At 48.5% G+C, this 18,923-nt stretch carries 11 protein-coding genes; 8 read left to right on the forward strand and 3 right to left on the reverse strand.

Annotation, left to right across the window (positions count from 1 at the left end; translation table 11 throughout):
• The first annotated feature begins 153 nt into the window (after positions 1 to 153).
• The 6 genes from ACGHZ6_RS12875 to ACGHZ6_RS12900 all read left to right on the forward strand — a co-directional run bounded on the left by ACGHZ6_RS12875 (position 154) and on the right by ACGHZ6_RS12900 (position 13,940).
• Positions 154 to 1,887: an efflux RND transporter periplasmic adaptor subunit gene (locus tag ACGHZ6_RS12875; protein WP_390614369.1), complete on the forward strand. Its 1,734-nt coding sequence runs from the start codon at positions 154 to 156 to the stop codon at positions 1,885 to 1,887.
• Complete coding sequence (locus ACGHZ6_RS12880; protein ID WP_390614370.1) at positions 1,875 to 4,025, forward strand: hypothetical protein; 2,151 nt, start codon at positions 1,875 to 1,877, stop codon at positions 4,023 to 4,025. The genes ACGHZ6_RS12875 and ACGHZ6_RS12880 overlap by 13 nt, the downstream gene beginning before the upstream one ends.
• Positions 4,026 to 4,095: 70 nt before the next feature.
• Positions 4,096 to 5,511 (forward strand): efflux RND transporter periplasmic adaptor subunit, encoded by a 1,416-nt coding sequence (locus ACGHZ6_RS12885; protein ID WP_390614371.1) that lies wholly within the window; start codon positions 4,096 to 4,098, stop codon positions 5,509 to 5,511.
• A gap of 14 nt (positions 5,512 to 5,525) precedes the next feature.
• Positions 5,526 to 9,233 carry a DUF4347 domain-containing protein gene (locus ACGHZ6_RS12890; protein ID WP_390614372.1) on the forward strand — a complete coding sequence of 1,236 codons (3,708 nt, stop codon included), beginning with the start codon at positions 5,526 to 5,528 and terminating at the stop codon, positions 9,231 to 9,233.
• Entirely contained in the window at positions 9,234 to 12,149 is a 2,916-nt protein-coding gene (locus ACGHZ6_RS12895) for an ATP-binding protein (protein ID WP_390614373.1), read from the forward strand. It abuts the gene before it with no gap.
• A gap of 15 nt (positions 12,150 to 12,164) precedes the next feature.
• Positions 12,165 to 13,940: an EAL domain-containing protein gene (locus tag ACGHZ6_RS12900; protein ID WP_390614374.1), complete on the forward strand. Its 1,776-nt coding sequence runs from the start codon at positions 12,165 to 12,167 to the stop codon at positions 13,938 to 13,940.
• A gap of 8 nt (positions 13,941 to 13,948) precedes the next feature.
• Here the strand turns inward: ACGHZ6_RS12900 and dnaQ are convergent, their stop codons facing one another.
• The 3 genes from dnaQ to ACGHZ6_RS12915 are packed head-to-tail and all read right to left on the reverse strand — an operon-like array spanning position 13,949 to position 16,034.
• Positions 13,949 to 14,662 (reverse strand): DNA polymerase III subunit epsilon, encoded by a 714-nt coding sequence (dnaQ, locus tag ACGHZ6_RS12905; protein ID WP_390614375.1) that lies wholly within the window; start codon positions 14,660 to 14,662, stop codon positions 13,949 to 13,951.
• A 34-nt stretch (positions 14,663 to 14,696) separates the two neighbouring features.
• Positions 14,697 to 15,128: a ribonuclease HI gene (gene rnhA, locus ACGHZ6_RS12910; RefSeq protein WP_390614376.1), complete on the reverse strand. Its 432-nt coding sequence runs from the start codon at positions 15,126 to 15,128 to the stop codon at positions 14,697 to 14,699.
• A 42-nt stretch (positions 15,129 to 15,170) separates the two neighbouring features.
• Positions 15,171 to 16,034, reverse strand: a complete 864-nt coding sequence (locus ACGHZ6_RS12915; RefSeq protein ID WP_390614377.1) for a methyltransferase domain-containing protein — start codon at positions 16,032 to 16,034, stop codon at positions 15,171 to 15,173.
• Between the two features lie 110 nt (positions 16,035 to 16,144).
• Here ACGHZ6_RS12915 and gloB point away from each other — a divergent pair, with 110 nt between their 5' ends.
• Positions 16,145 to 16,954: a hydroxyacylglutathione hydrolase gene (gloB, locus tag ACGHZ6_RS12920; RefSeq protein WP_390614378.1), complete on the forward strand. Its 810-nt coding sequence runs from the start codon at positions 16,145 to 16,147 to the stop codon at positions 16,952 to 16,954.
• Between the two features lie 137 nt (positions 16,955 to 17,091).
• Entirely contained in the window at positions 17,092 to 18,729 is a 1,638-nt protein-coding gene (locus tag ACGHZ6_RS12925; RefSeq protein WP_390614379.1) for a LysM peptidoglycan-binding domain-containing protein, read from the forward strand.
• The last annotated feature ends 194 nt before the right edge of the window (positions 18,730 to 18,923 follow it).

The following is an 18,923-nucleotide window of genomic DNA, read 5'->3' on the forward strand; positions in this document are numbered from 1 at the left end:
CTTCGGCGGGTTTTTCTTTGTCTGCCCCTCACCTTTCACTCCTCCCCGCCGATAAAAACAGAAACCCGACAATTTCGTGCAAAACACGAGATTTGATAAATACTTATAACAAATCAAGCACTTGGACGCTGTTCGCTACTTGTCATGGTTTCGATGCCCCCTATTCAATACTGGCTTAATCAGATCTGCACCTTGCTGCCCGGTGTAAGTCACGCCGTCGTGGTAAAAACAGACCGGATCGAGAAAATAGAAGCCCAATGGCCTGTCGACAGCAAAGCCATCACGCCAGCCATGCTATCGGCCATTAAACTCTATCAACAACAGGCTGGCAGCCTAACTTCTATCGACAACCAGGCTGAACAGTTGCTCCTGGTAAGACCCATTAAAATCGACGAGCAAGACTCATCCATACTGTGCTTGCAAATTCATGCAAATCCCCAGCAACAACCTGTCATAGAGCAATTACTAGCCTGGTCTGAGCAGTGGGTTGAATTATTAGTTGCACGGCACAACGAAGCTGAAACCAGCCCTGCATCAGTCGGGTTGCCACAGGAAAGCACTAAAGCGCTATCCCTGGCCAGCTTACTTAGCTGTATGACCAGCTCATTAAACCTGGCTGAGAGCTGCCATCGCCTTGCAAGATTGCTCACTGTTAGCCTTAAAGCAGAAAGGATCAGTATTGGCCTGATCAGGCGCCCCGCTGGGACAGGAGAAGCGCCAATAACCCTTGTTGCCACCTCCGACAATAAAACTCTCGACACCAAACAACCCGCGGTCAAAGCGATTGAAGACGTTTTCCGCTGCCTGCAAACGTCAAAGGACAACGAAGACCAAAACTTGCAACAGTGCGAACAGGCATATGCCTCTGCGCGTAACATCGGCAGTGTATTTACCACGCCATTACTGCAAAGCAACAAACAGCTTATCGGGGCGATCCTGGTAGAATCAAAATTCGAGGACAGTCACAGACAACAACTCGTTATCGAGAAAACTGCACGCCTGATTGGCCCACTCCTGGATATAAAGCGCCTGCTACCCGACAAAAAATCAAGCGTCTTGCCGGATATTCGCCACAAGTCAAAGATCGTCGCAGGCGTTTGCGCGCTGGCCCTAGGTAGCCTGTTTATGGAAACCGGATACCGGGTGACCAGCAAAGCCACCGTTGAAGGAGAAATTCAGCGAGCAGTGGTTGCGCCCTATGATGGCTATCTTCAAAAAGCCCATTACCGCGCGGGAGAATCTGTCTTTGCAGATAGCATTATCGCCGAGCTTGACCCCAACCAACTGCTACTCGAGAAACAGAAGTTACAAAGTCAAATTGACCAACATAACAAAGACTACCGGCAAGCGCTGTCAAACATGGAGTATGCAAACTCTCAAATTGTACGCGCCCAAATTGCTCAGCTTGATGCCCAGCTCAATTTAGTTCACAACCAACTGCAGCAAGGCACTCTGACCGCGCCTATAAGCGGCATTATAATCACTGGCGACCTCAGTCAATCTCTCGGAGCACCTATCAGTAAAGGCGAGGTATTATTTGAAATCGCACCAGCAGAAGCCTACCGCGTAAGCCTGTTTATTCCTGAGGAAAATGTCGCGGACATCCAGATAGGCACCCAGGGTACTCTTGCCTTAACGGCTCTGCCTAATCATCGCATCCCGTTCAAGATAGACAATATCTCCATTGCGATGAAAGAATCTGAACAGCGAACCTATTTCCGAGCAGAAGCCAGCCTGACAGCTGCAAGCGCTACATATCAAAAAAAGCTACGCCCAGGCATGGAAGGGGTGGGAAAGATAGAATTAGGCAACCGTCGACTTGGCTGGATTCTATTTCATGACTTAATTGACTGGTTACATTTGAGGCTATGGACATGGATTCCCTAGCAGCCTCAAGCCATAAGGCCAATCTGTTACCCAGATTGAACAGTAGCCTGGAATTTCATGAACAATCTCACCGGGGTGTGACGAGAATTGCCGTTTACGACCCAATGTCAGGCAAACAGTACCTACTCAACAGTGCTGCCTACCTGTTTGCCAAAGCTTTAAATGGTGAGAGAAATATTGACCAGGCCTACCAACAACTTAATCATGAACAGCGTCAGCAACTGCCCCAGGAAAGCCTGCAGTCATTAGTTAATCAATGGTTATCATTTGATATTTTAACGTCCGAAGATAGTGACCATAAAGCTCAAACACCTACAAACCATTGGTCAAACCTGATTCTCAACCCGCTGGCCTATAAACTGCCAGGTTTCAATCCTGAGCCTATCCTCGAAAAGGCTTACCAACGACTAGCCCCCATCTTGCGCCTGCAGGCACTTTATCTTGGCATCGGCATTATTCTACTGGGTATTTACCAGGCCTTTCTTCACTGGCATCAACTTGTTGATTACTGGCAAGCTCGCTTTTTTTCACCAGCGAATTTTTTGTGTCTGCTAGCTGTCTATCCTGTCGTCAAAGCAATACACGAACTGGCCCATGGATTAGCCGCCAAACATTGGGGATGCTCTGTTCGTGAAGCGGGCATTCAGCTGCTGTTATTTATGCCTGTGCCCTATATGGATATTAGCGACGCCAATAAACTCACTAACAAATATCAACGTATGGCAATAGCCGGTGCAGGCATAGTATCGGAACTTGTGATTGCAGGATTGGCCATGTTGGCCTGGCTCAATCTCGAGAATGGTTTACTGCGCGATATGGCATTTAATGCACTGTTGATTTGTTCGGTATCAACACTGTTATTTAACGGCAATCCACTGCTTCGCTTTGACGCTTACTATGTTCTCAGTGACTGGTTGGAAATCCCCAATCTGGATAGACGCTCAAAACACTTTATTAGCAATCTCTTTGAGCGCCATATTTTACGCTTGGACAACCCGGCACCGGTCACTCACAGTCGAGAACCATACTGGTTAGCTCTCTACGGCATCAGCGCGCTGGTATATCGATTGTTATTGAGTTTTACCATCGCACTTTTTATCGCCAGCCGCTTTTTTATTATCGGTATTGGCCTGGCTTGCTGGCTGTTAGTCAGGCAGTGGCTATGGCCAACGTGCCGCTACCTTTATCGTCTTTACCGTTTCACACAATCCCGGCAGCGTAAAACCCTGCTAATCAATGCTAGTGCGTGGGTACTGGGGTTAACATTGCTAATTGGCGTTATTCCATTACCGCAGACACTCGTTGTTAATGGGGTTATTGCGGTTGCCGAAGACTCGCATATAAGAGCCCAAACGGCCGGTTTTGTTCGCGCGATTAAGCAACCCGCCGGAAGTCCGGTCAATGTCGACCAGCCCCTTATTGAGCTTAGCAACCCGGAACTGGAAGCCAAGTGGCAACAACTGCAAGCCAGAGCGGAAGAAGTTCGCCTGCGACAGCGCCAAGCATCCCTATCCTCACCGATTGACGCCGCCAAACACAGCGATGAGCTGCAATTTATCCAAGAACAACTCATACACCTGGCAGAGCAACGCCAGCAGCTAACCATTTACAGCAGTAAAAGTGGCATCCTCAGCCTTTCGACGCCTAATGACTTACCCGGCCGATATCTCACTCAAGGGCAAGTTGTCGGCTATATTCAAGATAATGGCCCATCAATAGCCCATGTAGCGGTACCGCAAGCTTGGATAAGGGATTTGGAAATGTCGACCAGGGGCATCGAAGTTATTCCACATAAGCAGCCCTTTATGAAGCTCTCTGGTGCCCTTTTAACCTCTAGCCCTAAGGCCTCCAGAGAGCTTCCAAGCAGCCAGCTAAGTGACAGCCATGCGGGCAATATTCTTGTAGATTCACGCGACAAACATAGCAGAAAAACACTAGACCCAGTATTCCAATACCGTGTTCAACTGTTACCGCCAGAGGCCGATAACAAAGACATACATGCCCACATACCGGTAGGTAGTGCCGTTGCTGTGCGCTTTATCCAGCCAGCTGAGCCCATGGTGAAAGGCATACAACGGCAAATACACCGTTTATGGATAAAATTTAAGCGCCTGAACCAGCAACCAGAGCGCGCATGATCACAACACTCGACACAAGAAGAGGAACATCGTGTTAAAGACATTTATACCCGCAGTGATAAGTACTGTTGTGAGCAGCATAGCACTGGCAGAAGCCAACGATATCATGCCTACTGACTGTGTGATTGTGCCCTATAAAACTGTCGATCTCAGCAGTGCAGTATCCGGTGTCGTTGAAAGTGTCGATGTTAATCGCAGCGACTTTGTTGAACAGGATCAGGTCGTTGCGCGCTTGAAAGCGGATGTAGAAAAAGCATCTGTAGCATTGGCGCAAAAACGCACCGAGATTGAAGCCGAGGTCAAAGTAGGCAGAATTAACGTAGACTTTGACGAAAGAGAACGCAAGCGTATTGACTCCCTCTACGCTAAAAAAGCTGTCACCTTTCGACACAAGGAAGAAGCCGACCGCGAAGCCAAGCTGTCTGAGTGGGAACTGAAGCAGGCGCAGGATCTGGAGGAAATCCGCGATCTTGAATTAAAGCGCGCACAGGCTCTGCTTGACCAGAAAATTATCCGCAGCCCTATCCCTGGCTTTATCGCCAAGGTCTTTCGAAATGAAGGTGAATATATTGAAGACCAACCCATTCTACGGGTTGTACAACTCGACCCTTTACATGTAGATACCATTTTGCCAATGAAGCTATTTGGCAAAATCAGTAAAGGCATGCAAGCCGAAGTTGTCCCTGAAACAGACAATCAAGCTATACGTATTGCCACCGTCAGCAGTATCGATCCCCTCGGTGATGCGGCCAGTGGTACCTTCGGTGTTCGACTTGAGCTGCCTAACCCTAATTTCGACCTCCCAGCCGGATTAAAGTGTGGCATGCGATTTGTTGAGGCAAGTACGTCTCCAGAGAAGGAGCTCACCAATCAATCGGCACCGACACAACAGCCTCCGGCAAGTGCTATAACCTCTGCGGACCAGAAACCTGCTCAGTCAACCATAACGGCAATGGGCAATAACGTTATCCGCAGTCTGGTACCTAGTGCAGAAGCCATGCCTGTCCCCCCCACCAAACTCAATAAGGAAGCCTCCGCAGAAGAAACCAAACAACTAAAAACCGTACAGTTCGGCCCTATCTATTCTGCAGAACGTAAAACATTGTTAGAAACTGCATTGACCAATCACCAATATGACTTCTCGGTAATCGAAAAAGAACAACAACGGGACCTGGGGTTTATTGTTCTGACGGATGGCGGTAGCGACTTTGCAGAAAGTCTGGAACGAGCTGAAGCATTAAGGGAAAAAGGCATTACCGATTTACAGATTCTCACCAAAGGTGATTTTAGTGGTTACATCTCTCTGGGGGTTGCCTACGAGAAGAGTAAAGGGGAAGAACATATTCAAATGCTAGCCGACAAGGGCATAGATGCTTTTATGAAACCAAGGTCAAAACAACAAAAAGCTTGGTGGCTAAATATCAAAATGGATTCAGATAACATCCCCCAAGTGTTTAGCGAGCTTCTGGGATCGACATCCCCTTAAGCCTTAAGGTAACTATGGCATCTATCGAGAAAACCATAGTCTTTGAAGTCATAGAACCCCGTATCCTGCTATCTGCAGACCCACTGGGTACGGGGCTTGATAGCACTTTGCCAATAAGCGGCGATTGGCAAACTGATCTCTATAATCAACCATCACCTGAAACAGAAGCTTCAAAAGACATTCAGCCATTATCACTGAATGATCTAGAGAGTTTCTTTAAACAAGCCGATAATAAAAGTGAACCCGATATTTCACTGAATTCTTTTGCGGATTTCCTGATCCCTACAAGTGATATCACAAATAACATTGAAGTTATTGTGATTGATAAGGCCACACCCGATTACCAAACACTTTTAGAAGCCATCCATCCATCTCCTGATACCCATTATCAATTGCTATTTCTAGATGATCAGCAATCTGGTATAGAGCAGATTAGCGATTTCCTTAGTAAACAGAGCGCAGGCAGCATTAACGCCCTGCACCTGATATCTCACGGTGACAGTCAAGGCCTGCAACTGGGTAATCAATGGTTTGACAATCAGGCACTGACTAACCACTCAAACATGATCCAACAGTGGCAGCCAGCCTTTAGCCAGGATGCCGATATCCTTATCTATGGTTGTGACCTGGCTGCTACAGTACAGGGGCAATCTCTGATCCAGGAACTTGCCACATTAACAGCAACAGACATAGCAGCGAGCTCCGACCTGACTGGCAGCAGTGATTTAGGAGGCGACTGGGACCTTGAATTCCAGCTTGGTGAACTGGATACCATTAGCTTATCAATCATAGACACAGGCACAGTATGGTCTGGGCTATTGGCCACCTACACCGTCAACACGACCGCCGACACCATAGATGTTAACGTTGGCGACGGTTTAGCCCTGGACGCCAGCGGTAATACTAGCCTTCGTGCCGCTATTATGGAAGCCAACTTTGATGCTGCCGCCGACGATATCACTCTGCCAACGGGCACTTACACCCTGACACTGGGGAGCGCTTTTGATAACGCTGGCAGCCAGGGCGATCTGGATATTCTGCAGGATCTCACCATTAACGGCACCGGTGCGACCAATACGATTATCAACGGTGGCGGCATAGATCGAATTTTTGATATTCGCAATGCGGGTACAGACTTTGTCTTAAATAACACCACCCTGACCGGAGGCAGTGCCGATGGCAACGGCAGTGGTGACGGCGGTGCCATCTATATTGACACCGACTCTACCGCTAACCTTAACCAGGTGATCATTGATAGCAATCTGGCTAACAAGGGCGCAGGCATTTTTAATCTGGGTATTCTGGATATCACTGAAGCTATCTTTAACAGCAACGGCAATGCTGGTACGCAACTGGGCGGCGCTATTGCCAATTACAACAATGCCTCTGTTACACAGGTGACCTTTACCGCTAACCAAGCGGTTGATGGTGCAGCGCTCTACGAACATAACACGGCCATAGATCTAAAAGTCGAAAACTCTACCCTGAGTAGCAATATTGCTTCAGGTAATGGTGGCGGAATTTATGCCAACGGCACAGTGACCATTCTCAACTCAACCTTCACACTCAACGATGCCAATGTAGGCGGAGGTATTTTCAACAACACCGGTACCGTTAATATTAAAAACACCATCGTAGCAGGCAATACTGCATCAACCAACAACGATGTCAGTGGTACCTTTAATAGCCTGGACTACAACTTAATTCAAGACACGACCGGTTCACTTGGATTTGCAGGCAATGATCGGTTAGGTAATGGCGCTGACCTTGCCCCCCTGGCCGATAACGGTGGCTTTGGTCGAACCCACGCATTGCTCCCCACCAGTTTGGCGATCGATCCCGCGGGATTGACTGGCGCCCCAACTGCAGACCAAGTAGGCAACCTGAGAGATGCAACGCCAGATATCGGCGCTTTCGAATTTGGCGCGAGCAATGCAGCCCCAGTACTGGACAATACGGTTCCGAATCAGAGCGCAACAGAAGATGTGTTTTTTAGCTTTCAGTTTGCCGCAGCAACCTTTAGTGATCCAGACAGTGACCCCCTTCTTTATTCCGCAACCCAAGCCGACGGAACACTATTACCAGCATGGCTAACATTTGATGGCGTTACCCGAACCTTTTCTGGCAGCCCGACGGATGGCGATACAGGCAATCTGTCAATTGCATTGGAAGCCAAAGACGGTAATGGCGGTGATACAACCGTTATTTTCGATATAGCTATCGCTAATGTTAACGACGCCCCTACACTGAATGCCAATCCACTCAACCCAACATTTATTGAAGACGCAGGTGCAGTATCCCTTTACAACAGCGCAATCATTGATACCGTTGAAGCCACCCAACTAATTACCGACATCAATTTTTCAGTCACCAATATTCTCGATGCAGGTAGTGAATATTTGGTTATTGATGGTACAAATATTCTCCTGGCCAATGGAGTCACCGGTAAAACCGCGATTAATGGTCTGGGCTACAGTGTCAGTGTCGTAGGCACCAATGCCGGAATAGGATTAAACGGTGGATTACTGAACCGTACTAACGCAGAATCTATTATCAATGGCGTGAGCTACCTTAACACCAGTAACGAACCAGATACCACGCCTCGAACCGTCACAATTACCGGCATCAGAGATAATGGGGGTACAGCCCTGGGGGGATTCGATTTTAGCAGTCCGGATCTGTCTTCAATCATTTCCCTGGTCTCTGTTAACGACCAACCCGTAACCAGTGATATCACCATTAATATTACTCCCGATGATATAACTACCAATGGCATGTTTATTGTCGCCGATGCCGATCTTAGCAACAGCCATACCTTTACCATCGCAAGCCTCCCCACTGCAGGTAATTTAATTAACAATAATGACGGTACTTTCAGTTTTAACCTGGGCAGTGATTTTGATGACCTGCTACCGGGCCAAAGCAGAAGCATCAGTTTTACCTATATCGCCACTGATAACTCCGGTGCGAGCAATGACACCAGTCGGGCATCGACTATCACTATCAATGTAGGCTCTCCAGCCTTATTGGATATTACCGTCACTGATGACCCTGTACCCGAATCATCTGAAACGACAGAACTGGACTCTCCTGCCCCGCCTTCTACTGTTGAGGACAGTGAGCCTGCAACCACTGACAACAGTGAGACAGAAGCAGAAACAGAAAATGACGAAACCTTAGGCTCAGATACTGTCAGTACCAGCAACCGCCCACAGGTATCGGATTTAGCATTTACAATCGCGCCACCAGAAACCGCTATTTCCGTTCAGGTAAATGCCCCGGTTATCTTAGCTACACCGGGTTTTGAAATTGATAATGACAAAACCATATCTGCCCTTACCGACAATGTATCTTTAGCGTCGTTGCGCATCAAATTTGAGCTGTATGAAGACCCGTTAATCATTATCCAGAATGAGCAGTTCTTGCGGGATATAGACCATATTCAACAACAACTGGATGAAAACACCCAGCAACGTGGCAACACCGTAGCAGGCCTGTTTGCTGTATCCGCAGGTCTTTCTGCTGGTTATGTGGTGTGGTTAACCCGCAGCGGTATCCTGCTAAGCAGTGTATTGTCCTCTTTACCGGCATGGCGCTTTATTGACCCACTGCCAGTATTGATCAACAGTGGCAACACATCCACCGATGACGATGAATCCCTGCAAGAGATTATTGAGAACGCCGACAAAACAACAGAAGACAAAGCAAGCGAGGCGCAATAAATGCTTTCACTATTTCGCCGCTTGCAGCAGAGAATCAATACCAAAATACGCATTACGCTTGGCCTGTGCGGTATCATCATCAGTGTTTTATTAATTGCAGGCCTGTCTGGCTTGATCCCCAATGAGCATAAATTAATTATGCAAGGGCGTATCCTGCTGGCCGAATCCATAGCCATCAATAGCTCCGCCTTCCTGACTCAATCGGACATATGGCGAATGGAAAACAATCTCTTGCTACAAATCCAACGTCATACGGATTTACTATCAGCAGGTATAAGACGCATAGATGGCAAGTTAATCAGTGACTTGGGGCAACACGCACACCACTGGACCCCTCTCGAAACTGATACATCAACGGACGACCGAATCAGTGTGCCCATCTGGGAAGGTGAAAAGCAATGGGGGTCTGTGGAACTCCGTTTTCAGGCATTAGCCCCAGAAGGGTTAATTGGCTATGCCTACGACAAGCTGCTGCTCTTGTTGAGTATTAGTTTCGCCTGCTGCTTTGTGATTTTTTATCTCTATCTTGGCAAAATGTTAAAGCATTTGGATCCGTCGCAGGCGATTCCAGATAGAGTGCGCTCGGCGTTCGACACCATGGCTGAGGGCCTATTGGTGCTAGATGCTCGAAGCAACATCGTTCTAGCGAACCAGGCATTTGCAGGCATCGTAGAGCGACCGGCTGCCGACCTGTTAGGCATGCCTGTATCACGCTTTGCCTGGTCACTCTCAAGCGATTCGGCCAATGCCCTCTACCCCTGGGACAAAGCGCTGCAACAGAGCCAATCGACGATCAATCAACTCGTCAGACTTCCCCATGCCGACGGCACCTGGCGAACCTTTATGACCAACTGCTCGCCAGTTATCGCCTCTCAGGGCAAGGCTGCAGGTGTTTTGGTGAGTTTTGACGATGTCACACTGCTGGAAGAGAAAGAAATCGAATTACGAAAATCCAAGGAGGAAGCCGAGGCTGCCAACCGCGCCAAGAGTGATTTTCTCGCCAATATGAGCCACGAAATTCGTACCCCCATGAATGCCATCCTCGGGTTCACTGAAGTGCTAAAGCGGGGTTACAGCAAAGACCTTGAGAGTAACCAAAAACATTTAAACACCATCGCCTCTAATGGTGAGCATCTACTGGGTCTCATCAATGATATTCTGGATTTATCCAAGGTTGAAGCAGGTCAACTTGAAGTCGAAACCATAGACTGCCGACTGCACCATATCATCCATGAAGTGATACAAATCATGCGCGTGCGTGCTGAAGAAAAGGGTTTGAGTTTACAATTTACTCCACTCACCCCACTACCTGAAATCATTCAATCAGATCCCGCACGCTTACGCCAAATCCTCACCAATCTTATTGGCAACGCCATCAAATTTACCCGTCAAGGTGGCATTGAGGTATCAACTAGACTCCATCAGAAAAGTAACGATTACACGATCACGCTTAGTGTTGCCGATACAGGTATCGGCATGAGCCAACAACAGTGCGATCAAATCTTCCAGCCTTTCGTTCAGGCAGACAGTTCCATCACCCGCCGTTTCGGCGGCACAGGTTTAGGGCTGACTATTAGCAAACGTTTTGCAGAAGCCCTGGGCGGCGATATTTATGTTAAAAGCGCAGAAGGCAAAGGCAGCAAGTTTATTGTTGACCTCCCAATCGCTCCAGTTAGCTCAGAGGCGCTAATCCCCATACCGCAATTACAAGAGGCTGAAACACCTACAACTGAAACCCATCAACGCTGGCAGTTTGAAGCTTGCGATATCCTTGTGGTTGATGATGGGGCAGAAAACCGCAACCTGCTAGAAATCCTGCTAACTGACGCCGGACTTAAAGTCGCCACTGCCGATAATGGTCAAACCGCTTGCCAAATGGCTGAACAGACCCCCTACGACCTAATACTTATGGACGTTGAGATGCCGATAATGGATGGCTATAGCGCCGTAGCCCATATGCGTAAAAAGGGACAAACCCAGCCTATTATTGCGCTCACCGCCCACGCCATGAAAGGCGCCGAAGAGAAATGCCTGGCCGCCGGATTTAGTGGTTATATGACCAAGCCGATCAATATAGACCACCTGTTTAACCAATTGGCCAAACTAATCAAAGGTCGTCCGGTCGACGACGTCCCTCAACAAACTCAAGTCAAGCAAAGCAACACCTCTGCACTCGTATCCACCCTGTCTGGTAACACAAAGCTTCACAGCATCATTGACCGATTTATCGACAAGCTCATACAAAAACTGGAGCACATGCAAAAACAGCTACTACAGGATAACTACCAAGCCCTTGCGGATGCAGCTCACTGGCTTAAAGGCTCTGGTGGCTCGGTAGGCTTCGGCGTCTTCACAACCCCCGCCGACAAGCTGGAGCAAGCAGCCAAATCCCAGCAGTCACAGCAATGTCATGAACAGCTCAAGGTCATTATTGAGTTAAGCGAGCGCGTAAAGATGGGCCGTGTACAACCTACTCATCAGCCAGCAGCAGAATCCCCAGGCATGAGTGATGCGCTTGATCAAACGGATAACGACTCTTCTTCAGTGAAATCGATACTGGAACATCCTGCGGCTCAAAAATTCCACCCACTCCCTGATAGGGTTCAATCTCGACTTGCGACTCGAGGCGAGAAATTCATCCAAATCATTAACCGCTTTAAACAACGCCTTGATGAACAACTACCAACTATCAGCCAGGCACTGGAGAACGGCCAATACGAGCAAATCTATCAATTCGCCCATTGGCTTAAAGGCTCCGGGGGCAGTGTTGGCTTTGATTGTTTCACCGAACCGGCCTACGATTTAGAACAGGCAGCTCAGCAATTTGACCTGAATAGCTGCAGAGCGATAGTTGCGCTGGTAGAAGCGCTTAACCAGCGTATCACCCTTGCTGACATCAGCACGACGCTCCACTAACCTGGGAAACGCATTATGACTCTTTCAAGCGCACCATCATCTCAGGTAAACGAGGTCAAGGAGCACTACAATAAGCTCAAGGATGCTCTGATCATGATGGTCGATGACGAACCTATCATGATGGATCTAGTGCAAACCTTTCTTGAATCCGAAGGTTACAAACACTTTGTCAACCTGGAGGATTCCACTCAGGCTGTATCCGAAGTTTTACAGCAACGTCCGGATGTACTGTTGCTTGACCTCAACATGCCCGAAGTTAACGGCTTTGAAATTTTGGCCGAATTACAGCAGGACGATAAACTCAACCACATCCCGGTTATTGTACTCACATCATCTTCAGACTCCGACAGTAAACTCAAAGCCCTCGAACTAGGCGCCACAGACTTTTTGGCCAAACCCGTTGATCCCAGCGAACTGGCTTTACGGCTACGCAACACGCTCACCGTTAAGGCCTATCAGGATCAACTCGCCTATTACGATGCCCTCACCGGTTTACCCAACCGAAAATTATTCTTAGACCGTCTGGAGTGGTCCCTCAGTCGCCAACAACGCGAAGGAGGCTCTGCTGCAATTATTGACATAAGCCTGGATGGCTTTAAGAAGATTAACCAAAGCCTGGGCATTAAATCAGGGGATATTTTACTCAAATGTGTAGCCGATCGTTTGATGGAGCATATCCGTCAAAGTGATGTGGTGAGTAAAATACCGGAGCAGGATCTTTATCGCAGTCTCTCTCGTCTTGCCGGAGATGAGTTTTCCATTCTGCTTACGGATATCGACCGCCCCGACCAGGTAGAAACCATCATCAGACGTCTGGTCAATTTGTTTCAGACGCCGTTTAACATTGCCAACGAGGAAGTATTGATCAGCGCTAGCGTCGGTGTTGCCATTTACCCCGATGATGGCGACACCAGCGATTCACTTGTAAAGCGTGCTGGCGTGGCATCGGCACATGTGAAACAAAATGGCGGCAATGGGTATCACTTCTTCTCGAAAGAATTGGAAGCACGTTCAAAACAGCGCCTAAGTTTGGAAATGGATTTGCGCCAAGCCATCGAGCACCAGGAATTTGCGCTGCATTACCAACCCAAAGTCTGGACCGCCACCCAACAAATCATGGGCATGGAAGCATTACTTCGCTGGCAACATCCCAAGAAAGGTATGATTTCGCCTGCGGAGTTTATTCCTCTGGCGGAGGAGCTTGGCTTACTGCCCAGCATTGGTCGCTGGGTAATTATCGAGGGTTGTCGGCAACTAGCCCGCTGGCAACAACAGGGACTGCCACCACTCAAATTGTCGATTAATGTTTCGCCACAACAACTTAAGGATAAAAGCATTATTACCCTGCTGGGCAAAGCGATAGAAAAATTCTCCCTCTCTCCCTCCCAGCTGGTGATTGAAATCACTGAAAGCCTGGCCATGGAAGACTCGACAGCCAATGTCGAACTCTTGCACGCCATCAAGGCACTCGGTGTTGACCTTTCGATCGACGATTTTGGTACCGGCTACTCATCACTCAGCTATCTTAAACATCTGCCGTTTGACGAGTTAAAAATAGACCGCTCTTTCTTGATAAATATTCCAAATGATCGCGATGAGGTAGCGATTGTGAAAGCCATTATCGCTATGGCACAGAGCCTGGATTTACGGGTTGTTGCAGAAGGCGTGGAGGAAGCCCCACAACTGGAATTTCTCAATAAACTCCAGTGCGAGGTCATTCAGGGGTTTTATTTCAGCAAACCCTTACCAAGCAAGGCGTTTGCTGAATTCGTGCTTTCACACAAGCAATAGAGATTTAGTTACTTCAGCCAGAGGCAATCGCCACTGGCTTTTTGGATCTCTTCCAGTTTACGCGAATGCAATTCCATTTCTTCAGCACTCGGCTGAATCACGGCCAATGCGGGGCGATTGGCATCCAAACGACGAATAGCGGTGACATCGGCACCCTGGGATTCTGTTGATTCAGACTGATCCTGGCCTAACATCAAATCGGTTTGGCCACCGGTCATCATCAAATAAACATCGGCGAGAATCTCGGCATCAAGCAAAGCGCCGTGCAGGTCACGCTGCGAGTTGTCGACCATATAGCGCTTACAGAGCGCATCCAGGTTGTTTTTCGCTCCCGGATGCTTCTGGCGAGCCATCACCAGGCTATCAACCACAGAACAGTGATCCGCCATGGACCCGTAACGACCACCATCGAGTCTTAACTCATGATCCAGGAAGCCAATATCGAAAGGCGCGTTATGGATAACCAGCTCCGCCCCCTTCACAAAGGTCATAAACTCATCAACGATTTGACTGAATAGGGGTTTATCAAGCAGAAATTCATTGGTAATACCGTGAACTTCCATCGCCCCTTCATCCACTTCCCGTTGCGGTTGGATATATTGGTGATAGTGACGACCGGTGAGTTTACGATCAACAAGCTCAACACAACCGATTTCAATAATACGGTGGCCCTGACTGGGCTCCAAACCGGTTGTTTCTGTATCTAGAACAATTTGTCTCATTATTTATATGGGTCTTGATATCTATTATTTGTCACTACAGTTCATCAATGCCGCGATTGGCCAGTTGATCTGCGATTTCATTCTCTCGATGGCCGCTATGGCCCTTCACCCAAAACCAGTCGACCTCGTGGCGAGCGACCTGCTCATCCAACATCTGCCAGAGATCGACATTCTTTACGGGTTTCTTAGCTGAAGTTTTCCAGCCGTTACGTTTCCAGCCAGCCAACCACCGGGTGATGCCTTGACGAACATATTGCGAGTCAGTGGTCATCTTCACTTTACAAGGTTGTTTTAATGCGGCAAGCCCCTCAATGGCGGCCTGTAACTCCATGCGGTTATTGGTGGTATCCGCCTCTCCGCCCCAGAGCTCTTTTTCCTGTGTGCCATAGCGTAACAGTGCGCCCCACCCCCCTGGGCCTGGATTACCGCGGCAGGCGCCATCGGTAAAGATTTCTACAAACTTCAAACTTTCCTCACTGCCTCTTTTATAGTCAACCTTATTGTGGCCTTACTTATCTTGCCCCTTTCTGTTGAGGGGCTGCTGTCGAACAGGTTCCGGTAACCGCGATGTGGGCTTACCAATCACCAGGCCCGCCATAGGATTAAATCTGTCCCACTTGGGTTTGATGGGGATCATAGCGGATACTTCCTTGCGCGCAACAATGACATAGAATCCACCAAAAGGCAGCTTTAATTTACGCCCCAGCTTCTCCAATCCCCCCATTTTCTTTAAGGCCCAGGGATGATTGATGGGCGGGCGGTAAAACCCCTGCTGCAAACTGACCGGCTCAAAGTCCAACAATCTCAGCCAATCCAGCACACGTCCTACGCGTAATCGGTGACGGCGCCAGATACACTTACGACTGAATAACTGGGCTATAGACTGACCTAAACCACTTAGGCTTAGGGGATTGAATCCGACGATGACCACATGCCCTCGAGGAATGATAGTTCTCGATACCTCGCGCAAAACCTGATGCGGATTCTCAGAGAACTCGAGCACATGATGAAGCAACGCCACATCCAAACACTGTTCTGCCAAAGGTAGCTGGTCAAACTCAGCCAAGCCTTGTACCTGCTGGCGTTTGGTATTATCACGCAGTGACAGACTGAATTTGTGGTTGATGGTACTGCTGGCAGTTAAATCAGCGAGATCAAATACACTGGCTTCCAGTAAATGGTAACCAAACAAACAGCCCAAGGCTTCATCAATGGCCTGTCGCTCATATTCAAATAACAGCTGCGCCAGCGGTGTATCCGATTCGCCTTCTAACTCTGCCAGGGTTTCTGCCATAGGCAAGACACCAAAACGAGATAACAGCCAGCGCCGCCAGCGCGATATGGGCTTTCCTGATAACGACAACATGGACATTGATTATCTCCCGTGTCAGCCAACTGTTTTAATTTTCTGGGCGATATGGCTTCTGCTCAGTTCGCAAACTCTGTCGAAACCACTGGCAGGTTGAAATCAGCAAGATTATTATGAAGCCATTAGCCCTAAACAACCATAAGAATATGTTATCTGTTTACCCTATCCCAGCTTTTACCGACAACTATATTTGGATCTTTCAGGATCCGGCCACTCATTTAGCCTATGTTGTTGACCCAGGCGAATCCGCACCTGTTTTTGACTACCTCAATCAACAAAACTGGGATTTGGGAGGGATTCTAATTACCCACCATCACTGGGATCATACCGGTGGCATCGAGGATCTACTGGCTAAGTACCCTGTACCCGTCTACGGCCCGGATTCAGCTAATATCTCGCACATTACCCACAAGCTCTATCACGGTGACAGTCTCGCTATAGGTAATCAGCTAACATTCGAGATTCTTGAAATACCGGGCCATACCCTGGATCACATCGCCTATTTTCTAAACAGTGAAGACCCTCTGGTGTTCTGTGGCGACACCCTGTTTGCTGGCGGTTGCGGCCGAATCTTTGAAGGCACTCCAGCACAAATGCACGCATCATTAAGTGCTCTGGCACAACTCCCCAAGGATACCCGTGTCTGCTGTACCCATGAGTACACCCTCGGCAACCTCAACTTTGCCAAAACCGTGGAACCCACCAATGCCGACCTGCTCGAACGAATTGCTGTAGATTCCAAAACCCGGGAGGCGAATAGCCCCACCTTGCCATCGACACTGGCACTGGAACTGGAAACCAACCCTTTTCTCAGAACCAAAGCCCAAAGCGTCATACAGGCCGCAGAAACCTTTTTGGGGTCTCCCTGCAACAGCGATGTAGAAGTCTTGGCGGCTATCCGTCAATGGAAGGATAACTTTTAACGACAAATAAGGGATTTTCGCGGCATCTTCGCACCTTTTCTGATCATTTATTGACCAAAACCTAGGCTTTCAGCTAGAATGCCGCCTTTTATTTAGCGCAACGATTTACGATGTTTAGCAAAAAGAATAAAAATTCCATGGGATTACTGAAACAACACGCCCGCCAGTTCAGTCTGATAGTAACTTCAGCACTGTTTATCAGCGGTTGTAGCCAGCTGCCACATCAGCAAGCCATGCAACAACAAGCTGCTGCTGAAGCCGCCGCCAAGGCCAAAGAAGCGCAAGAGCTCGCAGAAGCAGACGCTATCTGCCATACCGATACCGACACGATTAATCAGTTTGCTGTTGCTGATTATGACAATGTGTGGGACCGGATACGCGAAGGCTTTGCCCTGGACCACACCAGCAATACCCGTATCGACAAGCACCGTAAGTGGTATGCCAGCCACCCGCGCTATATGACCCGCGTCTCCGAACGCGCCAAACGTTATATGCACCATATTGTCGGTGAGCTCGAAGCACGTGACCTACCGATGGAATTGGCACTGCTTCCTATCGTAGAAAGCGCCTTTGACCCCTTTGCCTATTCCCATGGCCGCGCCTCCGGCATGTGGCAGTTTATCCCAGGCACTGGCCGCATGTACGGTCTGAAGCAAAACTGGTGGTATGACGGTCGTCGCGATGTCGTCGCATCTACCGATGCCGCCCTGCGTTACCTGAGCTACTTAAACAAACGCTTTAAAGGCGATTGGATGCATGCTCTGGCGGCCTATAACACCGGTGAAGGCAATGTATCCAAAGCTATACGTCGTAATAAACGTGCAGGCAAACCTACTGATTTCTGGTCATTGAAATTGCCCCGTGAGACTCGCGCTTATGTACCGCAGCTGATTGCTCTGGCGCAGCTGGTAAAGGAGCCTGAGGCCTACAAGTTAACCCTGCCCGTTATCCCTAATGAGCCCTACTTCGCCCAGATTGATATCAAATCCCAAATCGATCTTGCTCAAGCTGCATCGCTGGCAGATATGGATATCGATGATTTATACCTGCTAAATGCAGGCTTTAACCGCTGGGCTACTGATCCCAAAGGCCCTCATCGCCTGTTAATCCCTGTAGACAAAGCCGACGAGTTTGCTGCAAAACTGGCCAGCCTTGGCAAACAGGACCGTGTGGCCTGGGAGCGTTATCGGGTTAAGTCCGGTGATTCCCTGCTGAAAATCGCCAAGCATTTCAACACCACCGTTGCCAGCTTGAAAGATGCCAACAACCTGCGCAGCAATATGATTCGCCAGAATCAAATGCTGTTAATCCCTGTGGCCGCCAAACCCGCCAAACATTACGCCTATAGCGAGCAACAGCGCATAGAGCGCAAGCAAAACTACTCGCGTGGTAAATCCGGCACTGCGAAAACCACTTACCGTGTTAAGGCTGGCGATAGTTTCTGGAAAATCGCTAAAGCCTACCAGGTTAAGGTCAGTGATCTGGCTCGCTGGAACGGCATGGCACCAAAAGACCCTTTAAAACAGGGTCAAAAATTGGTGATCTGGGCTAAGAATGATCGCATTAATATGGTACGCAGTAACCATCGCAAAGGTAACCAAGTGATCCGCAAAGTCGCCTACCAGGTACGCAATGGTGACTCTTTAGCGCGCATCGCCGGCAAGTTTAATTTATCAGTAAATGATATTTTGCGTTGGAACCCGATCAAGAAAAATAACTATATCCATCCAGGCCAATCGCTGACCCTGTTTGTGGATGTAACAAGAACAAACTAAGACACCTGAATATCTTTCGAGAGATTAAGATTGAACCTAAAGCGTATTTAACTAAATCGTGGCGATTGCGACGCCTTATTGCTTTCCTGGACACGCTTTTCGGCATCCATGCCCGCTCTGCGTCGGCGTCCTGCCTCCGAAGGTCCAGAAAAGCAATAAGGCATCACAATCTTAAGACCACTTTCAGAGATTCA

Origin of the sequence: Maricurvus nonylphenolicus (assembly GCF_042854845.1) — a bacterium.
In the GTDB taxonomy this organism is placed as follows: domain Bacteria; phylum Pseudomonadota; class Gammaproteobacteria; order Pseudomonadales; family Cellvibrionaceae; genus Maricurvus; species Maricurvus nonylphenolicus.

What these genes read in the sequence shown, in the direction of transcription:
- ACGHZ6_RS12915 (WP_390614377.1), bottom strand. Translation starts at nt 16,034, where the DNA reads ATGTCCATGTTGTCGTTATCAGGAAAGCCCATATCGCGCTGGCGGCGC.
- ACGHZ6_RS12890 (WP_390614372.1), top strand. Translation starts at nt 5,526, where the DNA reads ATGGCATCTATCGAGAAAACCATAGTCTTTGAAGTCATAGAACCCCGT.
- ACGHZ6_RS12925 (WP_390614379.1), top strand. Translation starts at nt 17,092, where the DNA reads ATGGGATTACTGAAACAACACGCCCGCCAGTTCAGTCTGATAGTAACT.
- ACGHZ6_RS12875 (WP_390614369.1), top strand. Translation starts at nt 154, where the DNA reads ATGCCCCCTATTCAATACTGGCTTAATCAGATCTGCACCTTGCTGCCC.
- ACGHZ6_RS12895 (WP_390614373.1), top strand. Translation starts at nt 9,234, where the DNA reads ATGCTTTCACTATTTCGCCGCTTGCAGCAGAGAATCAATACCAAAATA.
- ACGHZ6_RS12880 (WP_390614370.1), top strand. Translation starts at nt 1,875, where the DNA reads ATGGATTCCCTAGCAGCCTCAAGCCATAAGGCCAATCTGTTACCCAGA.
- dnaQ (WP_390614375.1), bottom strand. Translation starts at nt 14,662, where the DNA reads ATGAGACAAATTGTTCTAGATACAGAAACAACCGGTTTGGAGCCCAGT.
- ACGHZ6_RS12900 (WP_390614374.1), top strand. Translation starts at nt 12,165, where the DNA reads ATGACTCTTTCAAGCGCACCATCATCTCAGGTAAACGAGGTCAAGGAG.
- gloB (WP_390614378.1), top strand. Translation starts at nt 16,145, where the DNA reads ATGAAGCCATTAGCCCTAAACAACCATAAGAATATGTTATCTGTTTAC.